Origin of the sequence: Mucilaginibacter conchicola (genome assembly GCF_003432115.1) — a bacterium.
GTDB classification, from domain to species: Bacteria; Bacteroidota; Bacteroidia; order Sphingobacteriales; family Sphingobacteriaceae; genus Mucilaginibacter; species Mucilaginibacter conchicola.
In genome coordinates, this window is sequence record NZ_QWDC01000001.1 from 1,664,902 (window position 1) to 1,689,336 (window position 24,435).

Below are 24,435 nucleotides of genomic sequence, written 5' to 3' on the forward strand. Positions count from 1 at the left end.
ATTAACCTTGAAATTGTGGAGAAGCCTTTCCCCAACCCCTCTCCGAGGAAGACAGGCTTTAAGAATTTTGTTATAAAAGTCTCCTCTTTCGAGGGAGATTTAGAGGGGGCTATTATTGACGCAAAATTTATAGAACTCCTCATCAATATCAACTTCCAAAACTTGTATTAATTAGAAAACAATTAGTTTTTGTATATGTTAAACAGGCATCTGCGGGCATTAGCCCCAATTGGTTAAAACATCAAGTTATTACCCTAACCTTTACGAATTTGGAACGATTTGGACGCATAGCCCTCAAAACTATACTTTGGATAATAGCAAGTGTCATACTCCTGGTGCTGCTAATCGTCATCCTTATACAGGTACCTGCCGTGCAAAATTTTGCCAAAGACAAGGCCGTTACCTTCCTCGAGAAAAAAATTGGCACTAAGGTAGAGATAGGCCATATAAGTCTTGGCCTGCCTAAAATGCTGGTTTTAGAAGATGTTTACTTTGAAGACCAAAAGAAAGACACCCTGATTGCCGGCGATAAATTGAAGGTTGACATTTCAATGCTGAAGCTTTTAAAAAGCCAGGTTGAGGTGAACGAGATAAACCTGCAGGGCATTACCGCAAAGGTTAGTCGTGGTGCCGATAGCGCTTTCAATTTCGACTACATTATTAAGGCATTTGTAAGCGAGAACAAAAAGGAGCCAAAGCCTACGGATACCACCTCTTCCATGAAGATCTCGTTGGATAAGATCATCCTGGATAGAATTAACCTATCCTATAAAGATGTTACCACCGGTAACGATGTCAAATTCCTGCTGGGCCACTTTGATACCCGCATTAAGGAGTTTGATCTGGATAAGATGAAGTTCACTATCCCTAAGATAAACCTGAGCGGGATAAACGCACGCATTATCCAAACACCAACAGGTTCATCTATAAAAGAGGCCGCCACGGTTGATACCGCTACTGCTCCATTAAACATGGACTTAAATCTTGGCGATATCGACATCCAAAAAGTGAAGGTTGATTACCAGAGCGCCGAGATGAAGGCCAAGGTTGACCTGGGCAAATTTCTGGTGAGCCTGGATAAGATTGACATGAAGAACCAGAATGTTCGCATCAAATCAATCACCCTTGATGGTACCAACGCTGGCCTTTTGTTAGAAAAACCCAAAACGGTAGCTAAAGCGGTTGATAAAACGGTTAAAAAGATTGATACTCTCGCATCTCGCACTCAAGCCAAAGGTTGGACAGCTTCGCTTGATAAGATAGTCCTCAGCAATAACAACATCAAGTTTGATAACGATGCGCAGAAAGCCCTGCCACGCGGACTGGACTTTGGCCACATGGGCATCAAAAACCTTAACGCGGACGTAGAGAAACTGGTTTACACGCCTGATAGCATATCTGGCCGCGTAAACTCATTTACATTTACTGATAAGAGTGGGCTGGCTTTAAATAAGTTCCATACCTCGTTCTTCTACGGGCCTAAGAATGCATATCTGAAAGACCTGCTGGTTGAAACACCGCGTTCGGTTATTCAGAAAGATCTGCAGGTGGGTTATCCGTCTATCGAATCGTTAACAAAAGATATTGGTAAACTGAGCATCAACGCCAATTTAGATGGCAGCAAATTAGGCTTGCGCGATGTATTGCTATTGATGCCAACCATGGCATCGATGGAGCCATTTAAATCATCGCCAAACTCTACTATCAAAATAAACGGCCGTGTTAATGGCACGGTGAATAACCTGCGTATCCCGAATATCGAGATCAGCGGATTTGGTACTACTTATGTAAAGGCATCGGCCAGCATGCGCGGTTTGCCTGATGTAAACAAAGCCTACTTTGACCTCAACATAGCCGACTTCCGCACCACACGTGCTGATATAGCGCGATTAGCCCCCAAAGGCACCATCCCGCCAAACGTAAGCATCCCCGAGAACATGAGCCTTAAAGGAACTTTCAAAGGGACCATGAAAACCTTTAACACCAAGATGGCGCTGCGCAGCAGTTATGGCGCGGTTGATCTTACCGCCCAAATGAAGAGTGGTGCACGCAAAGGCAGTGAAACTTACTCGGCCGATGTGAAAGCCAACAACCTTAACGTGGGTGCGCTAACCAAACAGCCCCAAATGGTGGGTTACGTTACCATGCGTGCCAGCATCAGCGGAGCGGGCTTAGATCCTAAAACAGCGAGCCTTAAATTTAAAGGAGATGTGGTAAACGCCAATGTAAAAGGCTACACCTACCGTAATTTAGTAATGAATGGTACTGCCCGCAACGGTGCCTACACTGCCAAAGCCACCATGCGCGACCCCAACATCAACTTTACGCTTGATGCAAAGGCTAACATGAACAAGAAATATCCGTCGGTAAATGCAACCCTGGATGTGGACAGCATTGATCTGCAAAAACTGAATTTTGTTAAAGACCCTATGCGTTTCCACGGTAAAGTAGTAGCTGATGTACCAACTGCCGACCCCGATTACCTGAACGCCAACATACTGGCTACTGACCTTTTGGTAGTAAATAAAGGCGAGCGTATAGCACTGGATACCATCAGTCTGATATCAACCGCCAGTGCCGATAGCAGCACCCTGCACCTTAAAACGCCCATGCTGTATGCCCACATGAACGGTAAGTATAAGCTCACCCAAATTGCGCCGGCCCTGCAAGATGTGATCAATAAGTATTACGACATGAACCTGGCCAGCGGCGCAAAAGCCGGCCCTAAGGTTAAATACACACCGCAGCAATTCACTTTTGATGCGCGCTTTGTAAAAACACCCTTGGTTCAAAAATTTGTACCAGATCTTAAACAGCTCGATCCGGTTTTATTTAACGGTAGCTTCAACAGCACCACGGGCGAGTTAATTGTAAAAGGTTCGGCCCCTACCGTTATTTACGGCACCAATACCGTGAACAATTTAAAGCTGGATGTGAATACCGGAAACAATGCCCTTAACTATGGCTTAACGGTTGACGAAGTAAAAGTCGGTTCATCATTAGACTTATTATACACCAGCATTACCGGTGCAGCACAAAACAACAAACTGGGCATTAACCTGCAGGTACGCGATAAAGACAAAAAAGAGCGTTACCGGGTAGCCGGTGAGTTTAGCGCCATGCCAAACGAGTATCAGTTTAGCTTTGTGCGCGATGGTTTGTTGCTTGACTATACTCCATGGGCAGTAAGCGCAGATAACGCCCTGCAATTTGGTAACAAAGGGATACTGGCCCGCAACTTTGCTATCACCAATAATAACCAGGTACTGAGCGCCAATAGCTCGGGTGGTATGAACTCGCCTATCACGGTTGATTTCCGCAACTTCCATATCGAGACGCTAACCAAAATGGCCAAGCAGGATTCGTTACTTATCGGCGGTACCATCAACGGCAATGCGGTAGTGAGCAACTTCCAGAAATCGCCAACGTTCGAGTCGGCCATTAATATCAGTGATTTTAACTTCAAAGGAGATACCGTTGGTAATATTGCGCTAAAAGTTGATAATAAAACCGCCAATGCCTTTGCGGCAAACGTAAGCATTACGGGTAAGGGTAACCAGGTTGACCTGACGGGTATGTACTATACCGAACCATCGAGCAGGTTTGACCTTAACCTGAACATCGTGAACCTGAGCATGAAGAGCATACAGGGCTTCAGCTTCGGCTCTATTCGTAACTCCAGCGGTAATATTACCGGTGCGCTAAAAATAACGGGGACAACTACAGCGCCGGCAGTGCGGGGCGATATCAACTTCAATAAGGTGGCCTTCAACGTATCTATGCTTAACTCCTACTTCACTATGCCTAAGGAGAGCATTACATTTAATGATGAGGGGATCCGCTTTAATGATTTTACCCTGGTTGATTCTACCAATAATAAAGCTGTTATCTCGGGGGCTATCTATACCAAAACCTACACCGACTTTAAGTTTGGTATGAATATCCGCACGGATAACTTCCGTGTAATCAACTCTACCAAGGAAGACAATAAGCTATTCTACGGCAAGTTGTTCCTGGATAGCGATATCAAGATCCGCGGCGATATGGCCAAACCGGTTGTTGATGCAACATTGACCGTTAATGAGAAAACCGACCTTTCCATTGTACTGCCTACTACTGACCCTGGTGTTGAAGACCGGAAAGGCGTAGTAGAATTTTACGATGCTGATGCCAAAAACACCGATTCGATACTAATAGCCCGCCAATTGGATTCGTTGAAAAAATCTGAGGTTACCGGCATGGATGTAAATGCTACAGTGAACATAGACAAGAATGCAAACTTTAATATAGTAATTGATGAGCGTAACGGTGATGTGGTTCACATTAAAGGCGAAGCACATCTGAGCGGCGGTATCGATCCAAGTGGTAAAACCAGCTTAACCGGTACTTATACGGTTAACGAGGGCTCATACAACCTATCGTACGCTACCGTAAACCGCAAGTTTAACTTTAAACGAGGCAGCACCATCACCTGGACGGGCGACCCTACCAGCGCTAATATTGACCTTACGGCTATTTATGTGGCTAACGTTCCGCCTATAGACCTCGTATCTCAACAGCTTTCGGATCAAAACTCAACCCAATACAAGCAAAAGCTGCCATTTAACGTAGACCTTAATTTAAGGAACGAGCTGATGAAGCCGCAGATAAGCTTTGATATTAATTTACCAGATAGTAATCTGAATGTATCAAGCGAGGTAACCAATACAGTCAATACCCGCTTAGCGCAGGTTCGCTCAGATCCTAACGAGTTGAACAAACAAGTGTTAGGTGTACTGATACTGGGCCACTTTATTGGCGATAACCCACTACAAAGCCAGGGCGGCAGCGCGGGTGTTGAAGGCGCTATCCGCAGCAGTGTGAGTGGTTTGCTTACCGACCAGCTGAACAACCTTGCCGGCGACCTGATAACCGGTGTAGACCTTAACTTTGGTGTAACCTCGGGCGAAGATTATTCGTCCGGTACGGCAACTAACCGAACGGATCTGAACATCGGGCTATCCAAACGTTTCCTTAACGATAGGTTGACGGTGAGCGTGGGCAACAACTTTAACCTTGAAGGTGCGCAAGCAGGGCAAAAAACCTCAAACATTGCAGGCAACGTTTCGGTTAACTACAAATTGAGTAAGGATGGCCGTTACAGCCTGCGTGCATACCGTAAGGATGAGTTTGTTGTGATACAGGGCCAGATCATTGAAACGGGCCTCGGCTTTGCCTTAACGGTAGATTATAACCGCTTCCGCGAGATATTTGGCAGAAAGCGTACCGCCGAAGAGCGCGAACAACAGCGCCGCTATAAGCAAGAGCAGAAGGAAAGAGACGAGAAAGAAAAACAACAACAACAGAAGGATAAAGAGCAGAGAGAGAAAACCCAGACCACAACACTATGATCAAACGTATAATATATTTCTTGTTTCTGGCCGTTTTTTTTACTGCCTGCAGCACTACCAAATACCTACCGCCGGGCCAAAAGCTTTACACGGGTGGCGATGTAAAAGTTGATGATAAAAGTATCCCCAAAAAAGATGCAAAGGCTTTAGAAGATGAGCTAAAAACTTACATCAGGCCAAAACCAAACTCATCTTTACTGGGTATGCGTATTAAGTTGTGGTTATATTATAAAACCAAAAGCCGCAAAGGTTTCATCAATAAATTCCTGAGCAAGTACGGAGAACCTCCTGTGCTGGCCAGCCAGGTTGATCTGCAAAAAAACAGTGATATTATGCAAAACCGCCTGCAAAACATCAGCTATTTTCAGGCTACGGTAAAGGGCGATACCATTGGTAAAGAGAAAACGGCCAAAGCGCTATTCACTGCTTCGCCGGGGCCTTCATATACTATACGTAACCTTACTTTCCCCAACGCTACAGATAATAATCTGGATACGGCCATCAAAGGCACGATGAAACAAACATTGTTAAAAAAGGGCGATAAGTACAACCTGGACGTTATAAAAAATGAGCGGATCCGTATTGATACCCGTTTAAAGGAAGAGGGGTTCTTCTATTTTGCACCAGAGCAATTGTTGGTAAAGGTTGATAGTACCGTGGGCAACCACCAGGTAGATATGATAGTACGTATTAAACCGGAAACACCTGAACAGGCACGCGAGATCTACACCGTCCGTAATATCTACGTGTATCCAAATTACTCGCTGCGCGATACCTCATTAAAGTTAGACCAGGCAAAGCCTTACCGTTGGTACAACATTGTTGACCCTCGCAATACGGCAAGGCCATACCTGTTTGCCAATACGGTGTTGCTGCATCCTAATGATGTATACAGCCGCACCACGCATAACAATTCGCTGAACAGGTTTATTAACCTTGGCCCCTACCGCTATGTAAAAAACAGGTTTGAAGATGTAACCCCCGATTCGCCAAAACTGGATGTTTACTACTTCTTAACGCCTTACAAAAAGAAATCGTTACAGCTGGAATTATTAGGCCGTACTACATCGGCTAACTACACCGGTTCGCAGATAAACCTGAGCTGGAAAAACCGCAACGCTTTTAAGGGCGGGGAATTGTTGACCGTTACTCTCTTTGGAAGTACCGATGTGCAGGTTGGCGGGCAAAACAGTGGTTATAATGTTTACCAGTATGGTATTCAAACCAGTTTATCATGGCCACGTTTGATAACCCCATGGCGTGTATCATCATCAAATGCCTACATACCGCGTACGGTTTTGCAATTAGGTTATTCATCGGTAGTAAGGCAAAAATTATACTCGCTTAACTCGTTCACCGGTTCATTCGGCTACCAGTTTAAAACTGATGAACACAGGATGCATGAATTAAATATCATCGAGGCCACTTTTGTTAAACCAAGGAATGTTGACAGCTTGTACCGCGATAGCATCAACAACCCTAAAAACAATAACCCTGCGCTTAAGCACGTTATCGACCCTCAGTTTACCTTAGGCCCAAGCTATGCTTACACTTATGACAATACTACTGAAGATTACCGCACCAACAGTATTTATTTCCGCGGAAAACTGAGCTTATCAAATAATTTATACGGCCTGATAACAGGCGCTGATACCTTGGCTGGTAAAGACAAAAAATTGTTCGGTACCACCTTCAACCAATATATTAAAGCTGAGACGGAGTTCCGTTTCTTCCATAAAATAAGCTCAAGTACCAAGCTGGCTACACGCATAATTGCAGGCGCAGGTATGCCTTATGGTAACTCTACTATATTACCATATAACCAACAATTTTTCATCGGCGGGCCAAACAGCTTAAGGGGGTTCAGGCCAAGGACTATTGGACCTGGTACAGTTGACCCAAATCCGCAGGGAAACACCTTTATTGCCGATCAATCGGGTGATATAAAATTAGAGGCTAACGTGGAGTTGAGGCAAAAGCTCTTCAGTATAGTTTACGGAGCTTTGTTTGCTGATGCCGGTAACATCTGGAATGCCAAACCGCACCAGGCAGGCGGCACATTCGGGCCAAACTTTTTGAGCCAGATGGCTGTGGATGCCGGTTTCGGGTTAAGGTTTGACGCCACCATACTGGTACTACGCACCGATTTGGGCTTCCCGCTGATGCGCCCTTATACACCGGTAAATGGCGGTTCAAGGTCTATCAGCCCAAGCTTTAAAAATGCCATACTGAATATTGCTATCGGTTATCCGTTCTAATTGCTGAATTATCGATTTATTGAATAACTGAATAAAAGTGCCAATTCAAAATATCCACTTGAATTGGCGCTTTTTATTATATAATTGCCTTCGCCAAGTTTAATGACTCAATGCCTGCGAAGCTTAATGACCCAATGACTAAAGTAACGATCCCGCTTACCATCATCGATCTTCATGGCGATGGTTTTCACCCTGTATTGGACATCATCGTATTTGGCCAGCCATACAAAGCAGTGCTGGATACCGGCGCATCACGCACAGCCTTTGATCGTGAGTTGCTGATAAAAGCCAATGCAGAAGCTGCCATTATCGCCAGCGAGCGATTGTCAACCGGCTTGGGTACCACCTCAATGGAATCTGCAACAGCTGTGATTGAAAACCTGGGAATAGGAGAATTTATAGTGCCCGAGATAGAGGTTGCCGTACTTGACCTCTCCACCATTAACTACGCTTACGAGCAGATGGGCCATCCCGAAGTACTGGGTGTTATAGGCAGTGATGTACTGATGAAATATAAAGGCATTATCGATTTCGGCAAGAAAAGGCTGACGCTTAAATAAGTTTATTTCGCAAACTTAAACTCATCGCTGTAGAGTTTGTAAACGGCAACGTTATACATCATGGCCAGGGTAAGCAGTATAGCCGGTAAAACATAACTGCCGCTTCCCCAAATGGCATGGGCAATAAAATAAACATCCAGCTTTGGCATCCACAAAATCAGCCCGCCTGTTAACCACAGCGGCAACCATGTAGTAAACCCAAAAACTTTATCGCGTGCCGAGGCTGATCTGTCTTCAAACGCATAGCCGCCTTTAAAATATCTGAACAATGCCAAAAAAGAAGGGCAAAACATAATGAGCACAAAAACTACCTGCACGGCTTTTGGTGCCAGTTGCAAGGCATCTAAAATAAAGTATAATGCCGCTCCAATTGGCAAATAATAAAATATAGAAGGCGCTTTTAGCTGGTCGACAAAAAACCCGCGAAACTTTCTTCGGCAATCATCAGCAATAGAAGTAGCTATGCGTTTCTCTATTTCGGGTAACCTGTTATGCCCGCCAAAATCTTCTTTGATGATAGCGTTCACCGTATCCTGAAAATTTGCATCATCAGCCTTATGCTCCAATGCCGATAGGATATGATCGTAGATCTCCTCAAAGCTCTCCCTAAATTTCAGTTCTTTCTTCAGATAATTAGTCAGTTCTGCTGTTTGTTGCGGTGTTGGTTTCATTTGCTTGCAGGTTTAAGGTTCAGTAAAACTTGTAGCTGGTTGATGAATGCTTCGGTCTCCTTAAGCTTGTTACGTACTTCTTCCCCACCTTCGCTGGTGAGGCGGTAGTATTTGCGCACACGATTATCAACCACCTGGGTAAACGTCTCCAGGAAACCATCAGCTTCCAGCTTGTGTAGCGCGGGGTAAAGCGCTCCTTCAGTTAGCAGCACTTCACCGTCAGATAGTTCTTTCACTTTCTGCGTTATTTCATAGCCATACATCTGGCTATTGTTTTCCAGTAAATTGAGAATGATAGTTTGCAGGCTACCTTTAAGCATTGAGTTCATACCCATACTCAAATATATAAATAAATTATATACCTAAATAAATTAGGTATTATTTTTTTAAAACATTTTATCACCCCGCTGCATTTATATAAAAACGGCTTTTAAAGCACCTGAAGGGTAATATTAGCCAATTACCCCGCAAAGCTGCGAACGATACTAAAGATCCTAACTTGCTAATGTGCTTTCAAAACAAAGGGCGCCTAAAATGGGCGCCCTTTGTTGTTTATAAGATAACTCTTAAATTCTCTTAGGTATCAATACGTGCGTAACGCGCGTTCTTTTCAATAAACTCGCGGCGCGGCGCAACTTCATCACCCATCAGCATTGAGAAGGTGTGGTCACACTCTGCAGCGTTCTCGATGCTTACTTGTTTAAGCGTACGGTTAGCAGGGTTCATGGTAGTTTCCCAAAGCTGCTCTGCATTCATCTCACCCAAACCTTTGTAACGCTGTACGTGTACGCTATCTTCTTTACCGGCACCTTTTAAACGCTGTATAGCAATGTCGCGCTGCTCATCGTTCCAGCAATATTCCTGCTCTTTACCTTTCTTAACCAGGTAAAGTGGTGGCGATGCTACGTAAACATATCCATATTCTATCAACTCCTTCATGTAACGGAAGAAGAAGGTTAGGATCAGTGTGGTAATGTGCGAACCGTCGACGTCGGCATCCGTCATGATCACAATTTTGTGGTAACGAAGCTTGGTGATGTTTAATGCTTTTGCATCCTCTGGTGTACCTATGCTTACCCCTAAACCGGTAAACATGTTCTTGATCTCCTCGTTCTCGTAGATCTTGTGCTCCATGGCTTTCTCCACGTTAAGGATCTTACCACGCAACGGCAAAATCGCCTGGAACTCGCGGTCGCGGCCTTGCTTGGCGGTACCACCCGCCGAGTCACCCTCAACCAGATAGATCTCGCAAAGGGTTGGGTCGCTGTTAGCACAATCGGCCAGTTTACCAGGCAAGCCCGAGCCGCTCATTACGCTCTTACGCTGTACCATTTCACGGGCTTTACGCGCCGCAGCACGTGCAGTAGCAGCAAGGATAACCTTCTGTACTATCATACGCGCTTCTTTAGGGTTTTCCTCAAGGTAGTTACCCAATATCTCGCCCACGGCAACGTTAACCGCACCACTCACCTCGCTGTTACCCAGTTTGGTTTTGGTTTGGCCTTCAAACTGAGGCTCGGCAACTTTAACCGAAATAACGGCAGTTAAGCCTTCGCGGAAGTCATCACCGGTAACGTCAACCTTAACGTTCTTTAACAAACCCTCTTTATCGGCATAAGCCTTTAACGTACGGGTTAAGCCCATCCTAAAGCCGGCCACGTGTGTACCGCCCTCGATAGTGTTAATGTTATTTACGTAAGAGTGTACGTTCTCTGAGTAGGTATCATTGTATTGCAGTGCCAGCTCAACCGGTACGCCTTGTTTAATACCCTCAACATAAATTGGCTCCGGGATGATTGGTACGCGGGTACCATCTAAATATTTAACAAACTCTTTTAAGCCACCTTCTGAAAAATACTCTTCAAATACAAAGCTGCCGTCATCGTTGGTCTGGCGCTCGTCGGTAAGGGTTAACCTGATACCTTTGTTAAGGAATGCCAGCTCGCGTAAGCGGGTAGCAAGTGTCTCAAAACGGTATTCAAGAGTTGTAGTGAATATCTCCGGATCGGGTTGGAATGTTTGGATAGTACCGGTAATATCAGATTCGCCGATAACCTTAACATCAAACATTGGCTTGCCGCGCTCGTACTCCTGGGTAAATATCTTTCCCTCGCGGTGTACCACAGTAGCAACATGGGTTGATAGTGCGTTAACACAACTGATACCCACACCGTGCAAACCGCCCGATACTTTGTAAGTGTCTTTATCAAATTTACCGCCGGCATGCAGTACGGTCATTACAATTTCGAGCGCCGATTTTTGCTCTTTTGTGTTGATACCCGTTGGGATACCACGACCGTTATCTTTAACTGTAATTGAATTACCTTTGTGGATGGTAACGTTGATGGTATCACAATAGCCGGCCAAAGCCTCATCTATCGAGTTATCAACAACCTCGTAAACCAGGTGGTGAAGGCCTTTTACGCCTGTATCACCGATGTACATGGAAGGGCGTTTACGAACCGCCTCTAAACCTTCTAAAACCTGTATGTTATCCGCCGAATAATTGGATTTATCCTGATTTTCTTCGCTCATATTTTTCTTAAACAGTAACCTTCAAAAATACGATTTTATACCCGCATTTAGTTCAGTTTTGTGCAAGAATAATACGATTGTTGATAACTAAGAATGGTCATAAACATGTAATTAATGAATAGGAAACTTGAGTTAAAAAATTATATTTGTCAAAATTTTTAGAAAAAATACAATGAAATTTACGGCTTCTGTAATCACAAGATCAGTATTAGCGTTAGGCATCGCAGCAAGCGTTGTTGCCTGCAACCAAAATAAACCAGCTGATAAAGCAGCTGCTTCATCAACTCCTGCTGCTTCAACTGCAGCCGGCAAACCGGAGATCGTTTTCTTTAACCAGGATTCAGTTGTATCTCAATACAACTATATCAAAGACATGGATAAAAGGTTAGAGGCTAAAGCTAAAAATGCTCAAAACGATGTAGGTTCCCGCCAGCAAGCTATCCAACGCGAAATTGCTGAGTATCAAAAAAATGCTGCCACTATGAGTGCAGATCAACGCCAGGCTACTGAGCAGCGTTTACAACGTAAAGGCCAGGAGTTTCAGCAATACCAGCAAAATGCAGGCGCAGCTGTACAAAACGATCAAATGAACGAGCAAACCAAGCTTTATGAAAAGCTTAGTGACTTTGTTAAAAACTATGCTAAAGAGCATGGTTATAAACTGGTATTGACCTACAAAAAAGGTGACCCAACCGTTATGTACGGCGACCCAAGTCTTGATGTTACTGTAGATGTAGTAAAAGGCCTTAATGACGCTTACACTAAAGACAAAAAATAATTTTTTAGATGTGCAAATTTGCGGATACGCAGATGTGCAGATTAAAGAAATAATATTTAAAACCCCGGCCATTGGTTGGGGTTTTTTAATGGAGAAGAATATGGAACAGGATCATAAAAAATTTATGCAGATGGCTATTGAGCTATCGCGATACAACGTAGAGAATGCCCAGGGTGGCCCCTTTGGTGCTGTAGTGGTAAAAGATGGCGAGGTAGTTGCCCGCAGTGCAAACCGCGTGGTACCCACCAATGACCCAACCGCCCACGCCGAGGTTGCTGCCATCCGCTTAGCCTGTCAGGAACTGGGCACGTTTAACCTTGATGGTTGTGTAATATACACCAGCTGCGAACCCTGCCCCATGTGCCTTGGTGCTATCTATTGGGCGCGCATCAACAAAGTGTATTACGCCAACACCAAAAAAGATGCTGCCGATATAGGCTTTGACGACCACTTTATTTACGATGAACTGGAGTTGCCTATGGCTAACCGCAAACTACCATTTGAACAAATGATGCGCGGCGAAGCACTACAGGTTTTTGACCAATGGCGCGAAACCACCAACAAAACAGACTATTAGTGTAGCAGGTGCAGCCACTGGCAATCTTGCCAATCGGTTAGCATGTGGAAGAGCAGCCCTGTGGCAATGATACGCGTACGCGGAAAGAATAACAGGATAAAGTACAGGCCTATGGCGTAATACGAATGCAGCGGGTGATAGCCAATGCTGCACCTGTTTGGGTCAAAGATGGGGTTGGCCAGCAGATGGTCGGCATCAACCAGCATGGTGGCAATCATGATAAGCCATGCCTTTTTCCACTCCTTCCTGAAAAATATAAACGCCAGTAAACCCGGCGCTAAAAAGTGCAGACTGTAGTGAACTACAGTCTGCATTATACTTAAAAATTCGTGGTTGCCCATTGATGGCAATTAGGCAATCAATGATTTTATTAACTCTTCCAGATCGCTCAGATAAAGCATATTCGGGCCGTCGCTCAGGGCGTGATCAGGATCGGGGTGTGTTTCGATGAAATAACCGCTTGCACCAAACGCCTTAGCAGCACGCGCCATTGATGGCACAAATTTACGGTCGCCGCCGGTTTTGCCGCCTGCACCACCGGGGCGTTGCACCGAGTGCGTACAATCCATACAAACGGGGTAACCAAACTCGGCCATATCCGCAATATTCCTAAAATCTACAGCAAGGTTGTTATAACCAAAAGAGTTACCACGCTCAGTTAATATCACCTGATGGTTACCGGCTTCTTTTACTTTTTGTGCCGGGTAAAACATATCCTGGCCCGATAAGAATTGTGCTTTCTTGATGTTTACTATCTTACCAGTTTCTGCAGCAGCAACCAGCAGATCAGTCTGGCGGCAAAGGAAAGCCGGGATTTGCAAAATATCAACCACCTCGGCACACGCTGCAGCCTGGAACGGTTCGTGAATATCGGTAGTTACCGGCAGGTTGAATTTCTCTTTTACATTATTCAGCATCTCCATGCCTTTGGTTAAACCGGGACCACGATAGCTGTGAATACTGGTGCGGTTTGCTTTATCAAATGATGATTTGAATACCACGGTAACAGGATACTTGCTACCAATTTCTGCCACCTTCTCGGCAACGGTGTACAGCAGATCCTGATTCTCCATTACACATGGGCCAACTATAAAAAACGGTTTCGAGGTTATATCATTATAAAGTGCCATTTTTTTCTATTTTTTTGCGTGCAAGCTCCAAGTCTTCGGGGGTATCTATCCCTTTCTCAATACTTTTTACTTCAATCATTTTTATTTTGTAGCCATTCTCAATTGCCCTCAGTTGCTCCAGTTTTTCGGAGTTTTCAAGGAACGATACCGGCATGGTTATAAACTCTCTTAAAAAAGCACTACGGTAAGCATAAATGCCCATGTGCTTTTTATAAACGCTCACATCATCTACCTGCTTATCTCTCGAAAATGGAATAGCGAAACGTGAGAAATAAATGGCGTACCCATTAACGTCTGTTATCACTTTAACCAGGTTGGGGTTGTTCAGTTCATCAATATCCTTAACCGGGGCGCAAACGCTGGCCATTGCGGCTTCGCTTTGCTGCATGGCAGTTATCAGCCTATCGATAATACCGGCATCAAAGAAAGGTTCATCGCCCTGTACATTTATCACCAGGTCACATTCAACGTTGTTTATTACCTCGGCAATCCGGTCGGTGCCGCTTGGGTGATCGGGGCTGGTCATCAGCACATGATCAGTAAACGTTTTGCAAACGCCCATCACTTCAGGGCTGTCTGCAGCTATCCATATCTCATGGTGAAGTGTTGCCTTCGCACAAGCCTCGTAAACGCGTTGTATAACGGGTTTGCCACCCAGATCAAGCAAAACCTTGCGTGGCAGTCTTGTGGATTGCAGGCGGGCCGGTATAACGATGATGGTTTTCATGCTTACACCTGGTTAAATATCTGGTAAACACCGGTTACAGCATCTGCAGAGTTCTTTATCAGCAAAGTAGTTATCTTACGCTCCAACATCAGCTCTTCTGCATCAAACACCATCTCGTCTTCATTTACAAAAATGGGGTTGGCGTTCATAAAATCGGTTATCGGCATGTGGTGAATATCTTCGTACTTCACCAGTCCGCGCCTAAGATCGCCGTCGGTTATAACGCCTTTAACATCGCCCTTATGGCCGATGATCACCATACCCAGTTTGCCTTCAGACATTTTGATAACCAGTTGCGTGAACGAGGCATCGGCACTAATAAACGGCAGGTTTTCGGTGCGCATCAGGTCTTTCACTTTCACCAACAATTTACGGCCAAGACTACCTCCCGGATGGAAACGCGCAAAATCTGCAGGTGTAAAATCACGGGCGGTCATTAAAGCTATGGCCAATGCATCACCCATTACCAGGGTGGCCGTAGTTGATGATGTTGGCGCCAATTCCAGCGGACAAGCCTCTTGCGACACCTTCACGTTTAAGTGATAATGCGTATGCCTGGCCAGTGTTGAATCGGGGTTACCTGTTATAGCTATGAAAATGTTTTTATTATACTGCAGGTACGGGACTATTTTAAGTATCTCCTCTGTTTCGCCGGAGTATGATATCAACAATACAATATCTTTTTCGCTTATCATCCCCAAATCGCCATGGAAAGCCTCAGCAGGGTGTAGAAAGAAACTTGGGGTACCAGTACTGGTAAAGGTGGCCGATATCTTACGGCCTACATGCCCTGATTTACCCATACCGCAAACGATGAGTTTACCTTCGGCTTTTAGGATAGCATTAACAGCTTCTTCAAACGAATTATCCAGCTTCGAAGCTACCTCATTTAGAGATGCTATTTCAATATCGAATACCTTTTGGGCGATGCTTTTCATGTGTACCGTACCGACTTTATTTCGCATTGCAATAATACTTAATAAAAATCAGATATGCCGGGAGGCACGCCCGGAGCTGTTTGAAAATTGTAGCGCAGGTCAGTCTAAAACAACCGTCATTTTAGCGGCGTCGGTACCATTAACGCGGATGCTTCTGTTGTTATCCAGATGCTCAAACTTAGAGTTCTTGCTCAAAAATTCGGGAACGATATCTTTCATCTTACTCACAGTAGCCATCTCGTCGCCTTGCTTATTCAGCAATATCAATTCGTTGATATCATCAGCAACTTGCTTTTGCGGGTAAGAGATAACGCGAGATATTTTGATCTTCTCGTGGTGAGTAGGCATGGTATTTTCGCCGCTGTTTAGCAACTCTTCATAAAGCTTTTCACCTGGGCGTAGGCCCGAGTAAACTATCTTTATATCCCTATCAGGCTGTAAGCCGGCAAGTTTTATCATTTTAAGCGCAAGGTCAACTATCTTAACCGGTTCGCCCATATCAAATATAAATATCTCACCACCGGTACCCATAGTACCCGCCTCAAGCACCAGGTGCACCGCCTCAGGTATGGTCATGAAGTAGCGGGTTATCTCAGGGTGAGTAACGGTAATTGGCCCACCTTTTTGGATCTGCGAACGGAAACGCGGAATAACCGAACCGTTTGAACCCAGCACGTTACCAAAACGTGTTGTAATAAAGCATGTACCTTTATTTGCAGCGCTATCTTTAAGCGATTGGATATAGATCTCGGCAATACGCTTGCTGGCGCCCATAATGTTTGTAGGGTTAACCGCTTTATCGGTTGATACCATTACAAACTTGTTGACGTGGAAAGCCAGGGAAAGATCGGCGATATTTTTGGTTCCTAACACATTAGCACGGATAGCCTCAGATGGGTTCTCTTCCATCATAGGTACGTGTTTGTATGCTGCTGCATGGTAAACTACCTCTGGTTTATGATCAGCAAACAATTTGTGCATGCGGTAATAATTACGGATATCACCAATAAAAATAACTACCGGGATATGCGGAAACTTCTCTTCGATCTCTAAACGGATCTCGTGCAAAGGCGATTCGGCCTGATCGCAAAGGATAACCATTGTCGGCGCGTATTGCAATACCTGCTGAACGATCTCTGAACCAATTGAACCCGCTGCGCCTGTAACCAATACGCGTTTACCCTGCAGATCTTCTGATATACGTGTAGTATCTATCTGGATAGTTTTACGCTGCAATAAATCCTCGATTTTAAGATCCTTAATTTGTTGCAGGTTTAGCTTACCATATATCCATTGGTCTGATGGGGGTACCGTAAGTACTTGTATACCTAAGGCAAGGCAATTCTCTAACGCGGTTTTCTTTTCCTGCTCATCAAGATGATGGTTCATGATGATCATCTTCTCAACAGAACGCTTCTCTTTTAATTTAGAAAGCTTGCTTATATCGTAAACCTTTACAGATTGTATCTCTTTGTTAATCTTGTTAGGATCGTTATCAACAAAGCCGGCAACCACAAAGTTAGTGGCACTTGCTTCTAATGCTTGTTTCACCAATACTGCGCTGGTATCAGAACCATATATCAATACTACAGATTTACTACCTGCAGAATAGTTGCTCAAATAATTAAATGCACTTTTTACCGCGCTTCTTAATAAAATAAGCAATGTGCTTGATACCGAGAAATTAACAAGCAATACCAGGTCTATAGTAGAAGAGTTGATTTGAAAATATGGTTTAACCCATAAAGTGATTATAAAAAGATAAACTACGCTACTCACAAAAACAGAAGCGAAGATCCTTAATACATCTCTGGTGTTTGAATATCTTATAAGACCGGTATGTATGCGCATTGCATACATTACCAACACAGCAACGGTTGAGTAAATAGCCGTATAAATAAAGAAATATCCCCTTAATATATTAGTAAACTCGAAGCGGTTTACAATTAGATAAGATGAGGCAAAAGACCATGCTACGATAACAAAGTCTAATAACATTATTATCCACCTTGGAATTACCTTATTAAAAAGTAAGTATTTTTTCATAGGTACATTTATTAGATGGGGGCAGATTCAAAATTAATAAAATTTAAAATAATAAACTAATTATTGGGTTATTTAACAATAATTTAGTAAATGGAAAACATTCAAAAATAATCTGTGAACTATGCCAAACTACAGGCACAATCCATCCAACAAACAGCGGTACTTGTTATTTGTTGCTAAAAAAAATTAAATATTTTTTTACAATAAGTTTATACGGACTGAACCTTTTTAACAGCCAGCATCAGGCGAGATTTTATAACGATGTAAAGAATTACCAAAGGCAATAAAACCACCGCAAATTTACCTGCAGGGGATAATTGATCACAGGTAATAACAAAGGCAATTATAGCTATCTGAACAATGGCATACAGGCTTGAAACCATAAGATGAGGTATGCGGCGCTCATTTGCAAGCAACTGATAAAAGTGCAGCCTGTGCGCCTTAAATATATTTTGCTTTAAAATAAGCCTGTGAATTATAGTTAATACAGAATCAATACCATATACGGCGAGAAATAAAATATAAGTAAGATCCTGCGTTTTGATAATTAGCCGGGCTAATAAAAATACTATCCAGAACGCTATGGTAATACTACCAACATCGCCGGCAAAGCATTTGGCCTTTTTTCGGAAATTAAAATACAGGAACGCCACACTTGCCAGCATTGGGAACCAGATCAGATCTGGTTCTACAAAACTTACAACGTATAAATTAACGTACTGAAGGCCTGCCAGCACAACCAATGTATATGCGCCGGTAATACCATTAATGCCATCCATAAAGTTGTAAACGTTTATAACACCAATGGCAAAAATGTACAGGGTTACTACCCAGGGCAAAGGCAAGGCAAACGCATTGAGCGCTATAAACATGAGTGTTACCGAAAAAAAATGCACAACCAGGCGTATTTTTGATGATAGCGTTATCCTGTCGTCTATAAAACTGATAGTTCCGATAGCTACTGCGCCAATTGCAGGCAGTAGATATTGCGGGTAAAAACACGCTGCAAGCAAGCAAGAAATAGGAAATATAACACCACCACCCCTGATGGTAACTTCGGTATGTGAGCTACGCTCGTTGGGTTTATCAATAATATTGTACCGGTCGGCTATGCGAAAGTAGACCAGCATTAAGCCGAAAAACACAATAAGTAAAACAGGATATAATATCATAGCGGTATTTGGCTTAGCTTTTTAACCACAGAGGATGGCGCCCATTCTATAGCGGCATGCAGCTTTTTATCGTCAAATGTTAATGTTGATGTTATTTTTTTCAGCTTACTGCTGTTAACCGGGAATTTACTTCCCATGATGTCTCCAACCCATCCTAAAATTTTTGCCATACCCATTGGTAAGCTTAAAGGGGTTTTCTTTTTTAATTGTCCTGAGATAACGGTTTCCAGTTGCGAAAACGTAGGATGCAAACCGTCGGTGATATTATAAATACCGCCCACCGGTGCTAAACGGGGCAATATGGTAGCAATATCTTCGGCCCAAATAATGCTTTTGCTTGCGGTGGCTTTGCCTATACTTAAGTATTTACCACTCCGTATGCCATTGATCATGGCGCCAAGATTGCCCGGAGGGTTCGCACCTGCTACCAACGGAAGCCTCAGTATAGTCAGCGTTACGTTATTACGACCGGCCCATTCGGCTAACCATTCTTCGGCCATTATTTTTGATTTGGCGTAAGGCGTATCACCGTTTAAAGCATGCTCTTCGGTAACCAATTCGCCACTATCAAGGCCATAAACGGCAACCGTGCTTATAAATACAAATTGCTTTGGTAAGGCTCCAGAATTTTCAAGCCCTTTACAAACATTAACAGTACCCTTAAAATTCACATCATAAAACAGTTGCTTTTCGGCTTCAGTTTTTGGTTCAGAGTGCGCTTTGCCGGCAGCATGAAAAACGATGTCATACTGCTCGTTAAATACCGGTACCTGGCGGGCTATATCGTATTGGTATGTTTCGTTACCTGTGCCCAGGGTAATTACGTTATACCCTAATTGCTTTAAAGTTGGGATGGTATTGCTTGCCAGAAAGCCGGAAGCTCCTGTATATAATAAATCAGGCATATAAAATTCTATCTGCTATGGTTTTAAATACCCGGCCCTGTTCAAACTTATCATTAAATAAGTTTAAACTGTTTTGCTGCATATTTTTTACCTGCTCATCAGAAAGAGATAAAAACAACTCTAACTTTTGCTGCAGATCGGTAACGCTACCGGGTTTAACCAAATAACCATTAACCGTATCTATACAGGTTTCTTTACAGCCTTTATGGTCTGTTGTGATAATTGGCTTTGATAAAGCTAATGACTCTGTTAAAGAGCGCGGCACCCCTTCAGGGTAATAACTTGGTAATACCACACAATCTGATAATTGCACTATTTCTTTTACGTTTTTTTGATAACCTATGTACTGTATAGATGGAGAGTTTTTTATTCTTGCGTTAACCTCCTCTTCAATCCCCTTGCTATCAAACCAACCCGCAATAAGCAATACAGCTTCGGGATGCTTGTTCTCTATGTTTTTAAAGGCATCAATTAATTCCAGTATACCTTTCTCTTTTACAATACGGCTGCAAAACAAAAAATATTTCTTACCCGTACTCAGGTTCCATTTGCTCCTGTCTGGCGTTTCTAATTGTATAAACTTATCTTTATTAACCCCGCTCCCATTGGTAAGGATAACTTTATCTGGGTTTATAAATTGTTGCAGTAAAACCAGGTCATCGCTGTTTTGTACAACAATAAAATCGGCCCGTTTTAAAATAGATAAGTACGCCTTAAAAATCTTATTAATAAGAAAAGATGAGTTTTGTTTATCTAAAAAACCAAGGCCCGCAACAGTTGCAACAACCGTTTTTACCTTCAGCTTTTTTGCCACATAAACACCTAACAAATTAGGGAAGAATTTATAGGTAAAAACCAGATCGGGTTTCTCTGTTGATATAATATTTTTAAACCGCTTGTATGTTCTAAAAATATCGGCAACAAATTTCCATGATCTGCTGTACTCGTAAAAAAATACGGGATAAGGGGTTTTTAAAACTTCTTCTGCGTGCTTATCTTTTGGCACAATACCAAAGCACTCTTCAACGCCTAAGCTTTTAAGGTAGTTAAGAAAGTTTATCCTATAGCTAATATAATCTTCCCCGTAATGCGCTATTAAGCCAACTTTTTTAACCATACTTTATATTGGTACACTAATTATATAATGTTATTTCTTAAGGTCTTTAATAATCAATTGCGTATAAAGCGTGCTGCCATCATTATTCATGTGTGTGCGGTCATGAAAAAGTTTACTGTTATCGGCAGATGCAAACGCATCACTAAAATCAACCGTTTTAAGGCCATATTTACTCAGCGTTTTGTTCACAGTAGGCAGCGGGGTGTTTTTAAATTTGTTTAATGTTGGCGATACCACAACTAACAGTTTGATCTTCCTTTGTTCTATGGTCGCTATCATCTCATCAAATTTCCTCGTGAGCGTAGTATCCTCTTTGTAATTACTGTTATTAAAAACAATTGACTTATCGGCCGGTGTAAGTTTAGTAGAAAACAGGGCCTCGTAACCGTGATTGTTTTTTTGACCAACGCCAAGTGCGTGTTGCAAAATTGACCCCGGTAATGAGTTGAAAGCATACAACTTGCTAATTTCTGCCTTATAAACCTCACGCGGATTAACCTGGTAAATAAGGTCTTTAATATAACTATCGCGCCTTACATAAGGTAAAAACATACTGGTAAAAATATCTTTCTGGGTACCCAACGTATCATAAGTAAAATCGTTTTGGTTGATATCCAAAATAATGTACTTGGGGTTGTATCTTTTTAACACCGATGTTATAAGGGCATAATTATAATCGAATTTTATACCGTCGCGCCCAAGGTTATAGGCAGATATATGGAGACTATCGGCTATTAACGATGGGATATAATGGTGTGATGCCCTGGATGTACCAAAAATAAGAAGATCCTCATTAGCTTTGGTTAATGCATAAGTTGTTGTAGAACTATCGCCCTGCTTTTCTTTATAAAAGGCTTTCTCTATAAGGGTACCAAAAACATAGTCTAAAACAAATATTACAAGTAACAGAAGTACAAATTTCTTTATGAATGTGTAAAGTTGACTTTTCATTTTTTAAAACTGAAAATAGATAAACTGGCCTCCGTTAAATACACCAAATAGTATGATAATGATGATCGATAGCGAATAACCTGCATACCTAATTACCACATTCTTGTTATTAAACACTTTAAATTTGTTTGGATGATACTCAAGGATGTACTCATACAATAGCAAGCCCAAAATGGCCATAATGCTGTAGAAAAAGCTTGCAGGCACACCCAGGAACAAGCCTCCGCCTTTTACAGTGAGTAAACTTTTGCATATCAAAAGCGCGTCATGAACGTTCCTTGCCCTAAAGAAGATCCAGGCAAAACATACTATACCGAATATAAAAAGGTTAGACAGCACCCTGGTAACAAGCGTTTTTCGTAGAAACACATCAAACTTTAATTTCTTAAAAATGATACCGAATATGGAGTAAAAGCCATGTAATGCTCCCCATATTATAAATGTCCAGCTGGCGCCGTGCCACAAGCCGCTCACCATAAAAACCACAAATACATTGAAACACCACCTTGGTACAGCTACGCGGCTACCGCCTAATGGTATGTATAAATAATCTCTAAACCAGGTTGAAAGCGAAATATGCCAACGGCCCCAAAAATCTTGTATATTTTTTGCAAAATATGGCCTCCTGAAGTTGGTCATCAGATCAAAGCCTAAAACTTTAGCCGTACCGATAGCGATCTCTGAATAGGCCGAGAAATCACAATAGATCTGGAATGCAAACATCATGGTAGCTACAGCGATAGATACAGCACTATGTTTATCCGGGTTATCATAAACTGCGTTTACGTAAATGGCCAATCTATCGGCCACAACCAGCTTTTTTATAAAACCAACCAAAACCATCTTTAAGCCTTCAACAATACGGTTGATCTCAAAATTGTGTTTCTCGTAAAACTGATGTATCACGTTTTGCGGGCGCTCTATAGGCCCGGCAACTAACTGCGGGAAAAACATTACATACAGAGCATAGATCCCAAAATTGCTTTCGGCCTTTTGGTTTCCGCGGTATACCTCTATAGTGTAACTCATTGCCTGAAACGTGTGGAACGACAAACCTACCGGCAATAATATGGATAGGTTAGGTATATGATTATTGTAACCAATACTGTTTAACAGTACCGACAGGTTATCATTTAAGAAATTATAATATTTAAAAACCGCAAGGATACCTATGTTGGCAACTAAACTCATTATCAGGTAGAGTTTCCTCTTTCTACCCGTATTCTTTTCTATCAGTATCCCCGCGTAATAGTCAATTACTATGGTAAACCCTAAAATGAGGATGTATATTGGCAAAAAAACCATGTAAAAATAGCAGCTGCTTAGCAAAAGCAGCAGCCAACGGTACTTATGGCCAATAGAAAAATATATGCTGCAAACTATTATAAAGAATGCAACAAAATGTAACGAGTTGAATAACATAAGATAGGTTCAGTTAGTGGGCTGTAACGTTATTTAAATCAATATCCTGTTCGGTAGCTTGTTGTGCTTTTAATTGTTCGCGTAGCTGTTTCAGGTAATTCCTTTTGCGGAGTGCTTTAAAGTTAACCGCTAACACCAACATCAAAGGCAATAATTTTGCCCTGTGCCTGATAGCCGTACCAAAGTTTGAAACGCCTAACGAGAACACAAACGCCAAAGTCATGCTTATAATTAAAATAAGGTAAGCAGATTTATTTTCCTTAATGGTTTTACGGTTCTTATAATACGACCAGGCCATTAAAATATACATACCGGCATCTATAATACCAGCCAGGTGACTCGCTTTTTTTATCATGAATGGTACTACCGGCGAAAACAAGAAAGCTACGTATCGTATAGGGAGTTTCCAGATATCGGTTATACCATTACGCATTTTCATCCACTCGGGATATCCGGCTGTGCCTAATACCGAGTGTGCTTCACTACTTTCAAAAGTATCAAACGCGCTTTCAAAAGACCCCCCAAACTTACTTAGGCCAAAGCCTGTATAGTTTACTACCAACAAACCGCCCGCAACCAATGCAAATACAAAAACTTTGGTAGCAGTAGATTTCTTTTTCCCTTCTTGTGATATTAAGAAGATACCCATACCAAACCCAAGTAAAACGGCTATCAAAGCAGAGTGGAACAAGATACAAAGCCCCGTGTATAAAATAAATAATACAACATGAGGCTTTTTCTTATACTTCCAGTATTTAATAAGTGATATTACAGCCAACGAAAGAAAGAAGTGAATAGGCACCTCTCTTAAAATAACTGCGGAAAGCTCTGCAAGTTCTGGAAATAAAGCTGCAAACCAACCTATTCTTATTGCCTGGGTTCTGTCATTCCATAACAAGTAGGTTGCTTTGTACACGTTATAAACAGTAGCTGTACTTAAAACAACTAATATAAAACTCCATAACCAGGGCACGCGGCCAAATAAAGAGTAAAGCGCCGATCCGATCTTAACGAACGTACCGGCACCTGATTCTGAAAACTGGTCTGTAGGGGGATTGTTAACATTGGTCCACTCCCAGGCCAGTCGTTCAAAACGCCTGTCGTCTTTTCCGCTATCGGGTAACTCGAAAAAGTTCATTTCTACAACCAATAGCGTTAGCCTGAATAAAAATGCAACCACTAATACTGTCCCTATAGATTTATTCATGCTTTACTAATTGCGCTAAAAGTTATTTGTGTCACGTATATCATATTTAAA

The 24,435-nt window shown here is 42.5% G+C and carries 19 protein-coding genes; 5 read left to right on the forward strand and 14 right to left on the reverse strand.

Annotation, left to right across the window (positions count from 1 at the left end; genetic code table 11):
* The first annotated feature begins 269 nt into the window (after window positions 1-269).
* The 3 genes from D0C36_RS07455 (at window position 270) to D0C36_RS07465 (ending at window position 8,208) form a co-directional block, all read left to right on the forward strand.
* Window positions 270-5,390: a translocation/assembly module TamB domain-containing protein gene (locus D0C36_RS07455; RefSeq protein ID WP_117390920.1), complete on the forward strand. Its 5,121-nt coding sequence runs from the start codon at window positions 270-272 to the stop codon at window positions 5,388-5,390.
* A complete protein-coding gene (tamL, locus tag D0C36_RS07460; RefSeq protein ID WP_117390921.1) occupies window positions 5,387-7,648 on the forward strand; it encodes a translocation and assembly module lipoprotein TamL in 2,262 nt (753 codons plus the stop codon). The genes D0C36_RS07455 and tamL overlap by 4 nt, the downstream gene beginning before the upstream one ends.
* Before the next feature lie 134 nt (window positions 7,649-7,782).
* The gene (locus D0C36_RS07465) at window positions 7,783-8,208 is read left to right on the forward strand and encodes a retropepsin-like aspartic protease (RefSeq protein WP_117390922.1); all 426 of its coding nucleotides are present in this window, start codon (window positions 7,783-7,785) and stop codon (window positions 8,206-8,208) included.
* 2 nt (window positions 8,209-8,210) lie between these two features.
* On the opposite strand, the gene D0C36_RS07470 is transcribed toward D0C36_RS07465, so the two are convergent.
* The 3 genes from D0C36_RS07470 to gyrB form a co-directional block, all read right to left on the reverse strand.
* Entirely contained in the window at window positions 8,211-8,879 is a 669-nt protein-coding gene (locus D0C36_RS07470) for a hypothetical protein (RefSeq protein WP_117390923.1), read from the reverse strand.
* On the reverse strand, window positions 8,876-9,214 hold the full coding sequence (locus tag D0C36_RS07475) for a PadR family transcriptional regulator (RefSeq protein WP_117390924.1): 339 nt from the start codon (window positions 9,212-9,214) through the stop codon (window positions 8,876-8,878). The genes D0C36_RS07470 and D0C36_RS07475 overlap by 4 nt, the downstream gene beginning before the upstream one ends.
* Window positions 9,215-9,455: 241 nt before the next feature.
* The gene (gene gyrB, locus D0C36_RS07480; protein ID WP_117390925.1) at window positions 9,456-11,414 is read right to left on the reverse strand and encodes a DNA topoisomerase (ATP-hydrolyzing) subunit B; all 1,959 of its coding nucleotides are present in this window, start codon (window positions 11,412-11,414) and stop codon (window positions 9,456-9,458) included.
* A 172-nt stretch (window positions 11,415-11,586) separates the two neighbouring features.
* Here gyrB and D0C36_RS07485 point away from each other — a divergent pair, with 172 nt between their 5' ends.
* The gene (locus tag D0C36_RS07485; RefSeq protein WP_117390926.1) at window positions 11,587-12,192 is read left to right on the forward strand and encodes an OmpH family outer membrane protein; all 606 of its coding nucleotides are present in this window, start codon (window positions 11,587-11,589) and stop codon (window positions 12,190-12,192) included.
* Window positions 12,193-12,226: 34 nt separating this feature from the next.
* Window positions 12,227-12,769: a nucleoside deaminase gene (locus D0C36_RS07490; protein WP_394339838.1), complete on the forward strand. Its 543-nt coding sequence runs from the start codon at window positions 12,227-12,229 to the stop codon at window positions 12,767-12,769.
* On the opposite strand, the gene D0C36_RS07495 is transcribed toward D0C36_RS07490, so the two are convergent.
* From D0C36_RS07495 to D0C36_RS07545, 11 genes are all read right to left on the reverse strand, one after another.
* Complete coding sequence (locus tag D0C36_RS07495) at window positions 12,766-13,083, reverse strand: DUF6122 family protein (RefSeq protein WP_233524436.1); 318 nt, start codon at window positions 13,081-13,083, stop codon at window positions 12,766-12,768. The two genes, D0C36_RS07490 and D0C36_RS07495, sit on opposite strands and share 4 nt — an antisense overlap.
* Before the next feature lie 36 nt (window positions 13,084-13,119).
* Window positions 13,120-13,899, reverse strand: a complete 780-nt coding sequence (kdsA, locus tag D0C36_RS07500) for a 3-deoxy-8-phosphooctulonate synthase (RefSeq protein ID WP_117390928.1) — start codon at window positions 13,897-13,899, stop codon at window positions 13,120-13,122.
* The gene (gene kdsB, locus D0C36_RS07505; RefSeq protein WP_117390929.1) at window positions 13,886-14,626 is read right to left on the reverse strand and encodes a 3-deoxy-manno-octulosonate cytidylyltransferase; all 741 of its coding nucleotides are present in this window, start codon (window positions 14,624-14,626) and stop codon (window positions 13,886-13,888) included. The genes kdsA and kdsB overlap by 14 nt, the downstream gene beginning before the upstream one ends.
* A gap of 2 nt (window positions 14,627-14,628) precedes the next feature.
* Window positions 14,629-15,591, reverse strand: coding sequence for a KpsF/GutQ family sugar-phosphate isomerase (locus D0C36_RS07510; RefSeq protein ID WP_233524439.1), 963 nt, complete (start codon window positions 15,589-15,591; stop codon window positions 14,629-14,631).
* A gap of 72 nt (window positions 15,592-15,663) precedes the next feature.
* Window positions 15,664-17,610 (reverse strand): polysaccharide biosynthesis protein, encoded by a 1,947-nt coding sequence (locus tag D0C36_RS07515; protein ID WP_117390931.1) that lies wholly within the window; start codon window positions 17,608-17,610, stop codon window positions 15,664-15,666.
* 209 nt (window positions 17,611-17,819) lie between these two features.
* Complete coding sequence (locus D0C36_RS07520; RefSeq protein ID WP_233524440.1) at window positions 17,820-18,782, reverse strand: MraY family glycosyltransferase; 963 nt, start codon at window positions 18,780-18,782, stop codon at window positions 17,820-17,822.
* Window positions 18,779-19,687: an NAD-dependent epimerase/dehydratase family protein gene (locus tag D0C36_RS07525; protein ID WP_117390932.1), complete on the reverse strand. Its 909-nt coding sequence runs from the start codon at window positions 19,685-19,687 to the stop codon at window positions 18,779-18,781. The genes D0C36_RS07520 and D0C36_RS07525 overlap by 4 nt, the downstream gene beginning before the upstream one ends.
* Window positions 19,680-20,804: a glycosyltransferase gene (locus tag D0C36_RS07530; protein ID WP_117390933.1), complete on the reverse strand. Its 1,125-nt coding sequence runs from the start codon at window positions 20,802-20,804 to the stop codon at window positions 19,680-19,682. Before D0C36_RS07530 ends, D0C36_RS07525 begins: the two co-directional genes overlap by 8 nt.
* 30 nt (window positions 20,805-20,834) lie before the next feature.
* Entirely contained in the window at window positions 20,835-21,755 is a 921-nt protein-coding gene (locus tag D0C36_RS07535; RefSeq protein WP_117390934.1) for a hypothetical protein, read from the reverse strand.
* Between the two features lie 3 nt (window positions 21,756-21,758).
* Window positions 21,759-23,060, reverse strand: coding sequence for an MBOAT family O-acyltransferase (locus D0C36_RS07540; RefSeq protein WP_233524442.1), 1,302 nt, complete (start codon window positions 23,058-23,060; stop codon window positions 21,759-21,761).
* A gap of 130 nt (window positions 23,061-23,190) precedes the next feature.
* The gene (locus tag D0C36_RS07545) at window positions 23,191-24,384 is read right to left on the reverse strand and encodes an ArnT family glycosyltransferase (protein WP_147321954.1); all 1,194 of its coding nucleotides are present in this window, start codon (window positions 24,382-24,384) and stop codon (window positions 23,191-23,193) included.
* Between the last annotated feature and the right edge of the window lie 51 nt (window positions 24,385-24,435).

Coding starts and splice junctions, on each gene's coding strand:
- D0C36_RS07530 (WP_117390933.1), bottom strand. CDS start 20,804: ATGGTTAAAAAAGTTGGCTTAATAGCGCATTACGGGGAAGATTATATT.
- D0C36_RS07470 (WP_117390923.1), bottom strand. CDS start 8,879: ATGAAACCAACACCGCAACAAACAGCAGAACTGACTAATTATCTGAAG.
- D0C36_RS07520 (WP_233524440.1), bottom strand. CDS start 18,782: ATGATATTATATCCTGTTTTACTTATTGTGTTTTTCGGCTTAATGCTG.
- D0C36_RS07545 (WP_147321954.1), bottom strand. CDS start 24,384: ATGAATAAATCTATAGGGACAGTATTAGTGGTTGCATTTTTATTCAGG.
- gyrB (WP_117390925.1), bottom strand. CDS start 11,414: ATGAGCGAAGAAAATCAGGATAAATCCAATTATTCGGCGGATAACATA.
- kdsA (WP_117390928.1), bottom strand. CDS start 13,899: ATGGCACTTTATAATGATATAACCTCGAAACCGTTTTTTATAGTTGGC.
- D0C36_RS07485 (WP_117390926.1), top strand. CDS start 11,587: ATGAAATTTACGGCTTCTGTAATCACAAGATCAGTATTAGCGTTAGGC.
- kdsB (WP_117390929.1), bottom strand. CDS start 14,626: ATGAAAACCATCATCGTTATACCGGCCCGCCTGCAATCCACAAGACTG.
- D0C36_RS07475 (WP_117390924.1), bottom strand. CDS start 9,214: ATGGGTATGAACTCAATGCTTAAAGGTAGCCTGCAAACTATCATTCTC.
- tamL (WP_117390921.1), top strand. CDS start 5,387: ATGATCAAACGTATAATATATTTCTTGTTTCTGGCCGTTTTTTTTACT.
- D0C36_RS07535 (WP_117390934.1), bottom strand. CDS start 21,755: ATGAAAAGTCAACTTTACACATTCATAAAGAAATTTGTACTTCTGTTA.
- D0C36_RS07510 (WP_233524439.1), bottom strand. CDS start 15,591: ATGCGAAATAAAGTCGGTACGGTACACATGAAAAGCATCGCCCAAAAG.
- D0C36_RS07540 (WP_233524442.1), bottom strand. CDS start 23,060: ATGGTTTTTTTGCCAATATACATCCTCATTTTAGGGTTTACCATAGTA.
- D0C36_RS07495 (WP_233524436.1), bottom strand. CDS start 13,083: ATGCAGACTGTAGTTCACTACAGTCTGCACTTTTTAGCGCCGGGTTTA.
- D0C36_RS07515 (WP_117390931.1), bottom strand. CDS start 17,610: ATGAAAAAATACTTACTTTTTAATAAGGTAATTCCAAGGTGGATAATA.
- D0C36_RS07465 (WP_117390922.1), top strand. CDS start 7,783: ATGACTAAAGTAACGATCCCGCTTACCATCATCGATCTTCATGGCGAT.
- D0C36_RS07525 (WP_117390932.1), bottom strand. CDS start 19,687: ATGCCTGATTTATTATATACAGGAGCTTCCGGCTTTCTGGCAAGCAAT.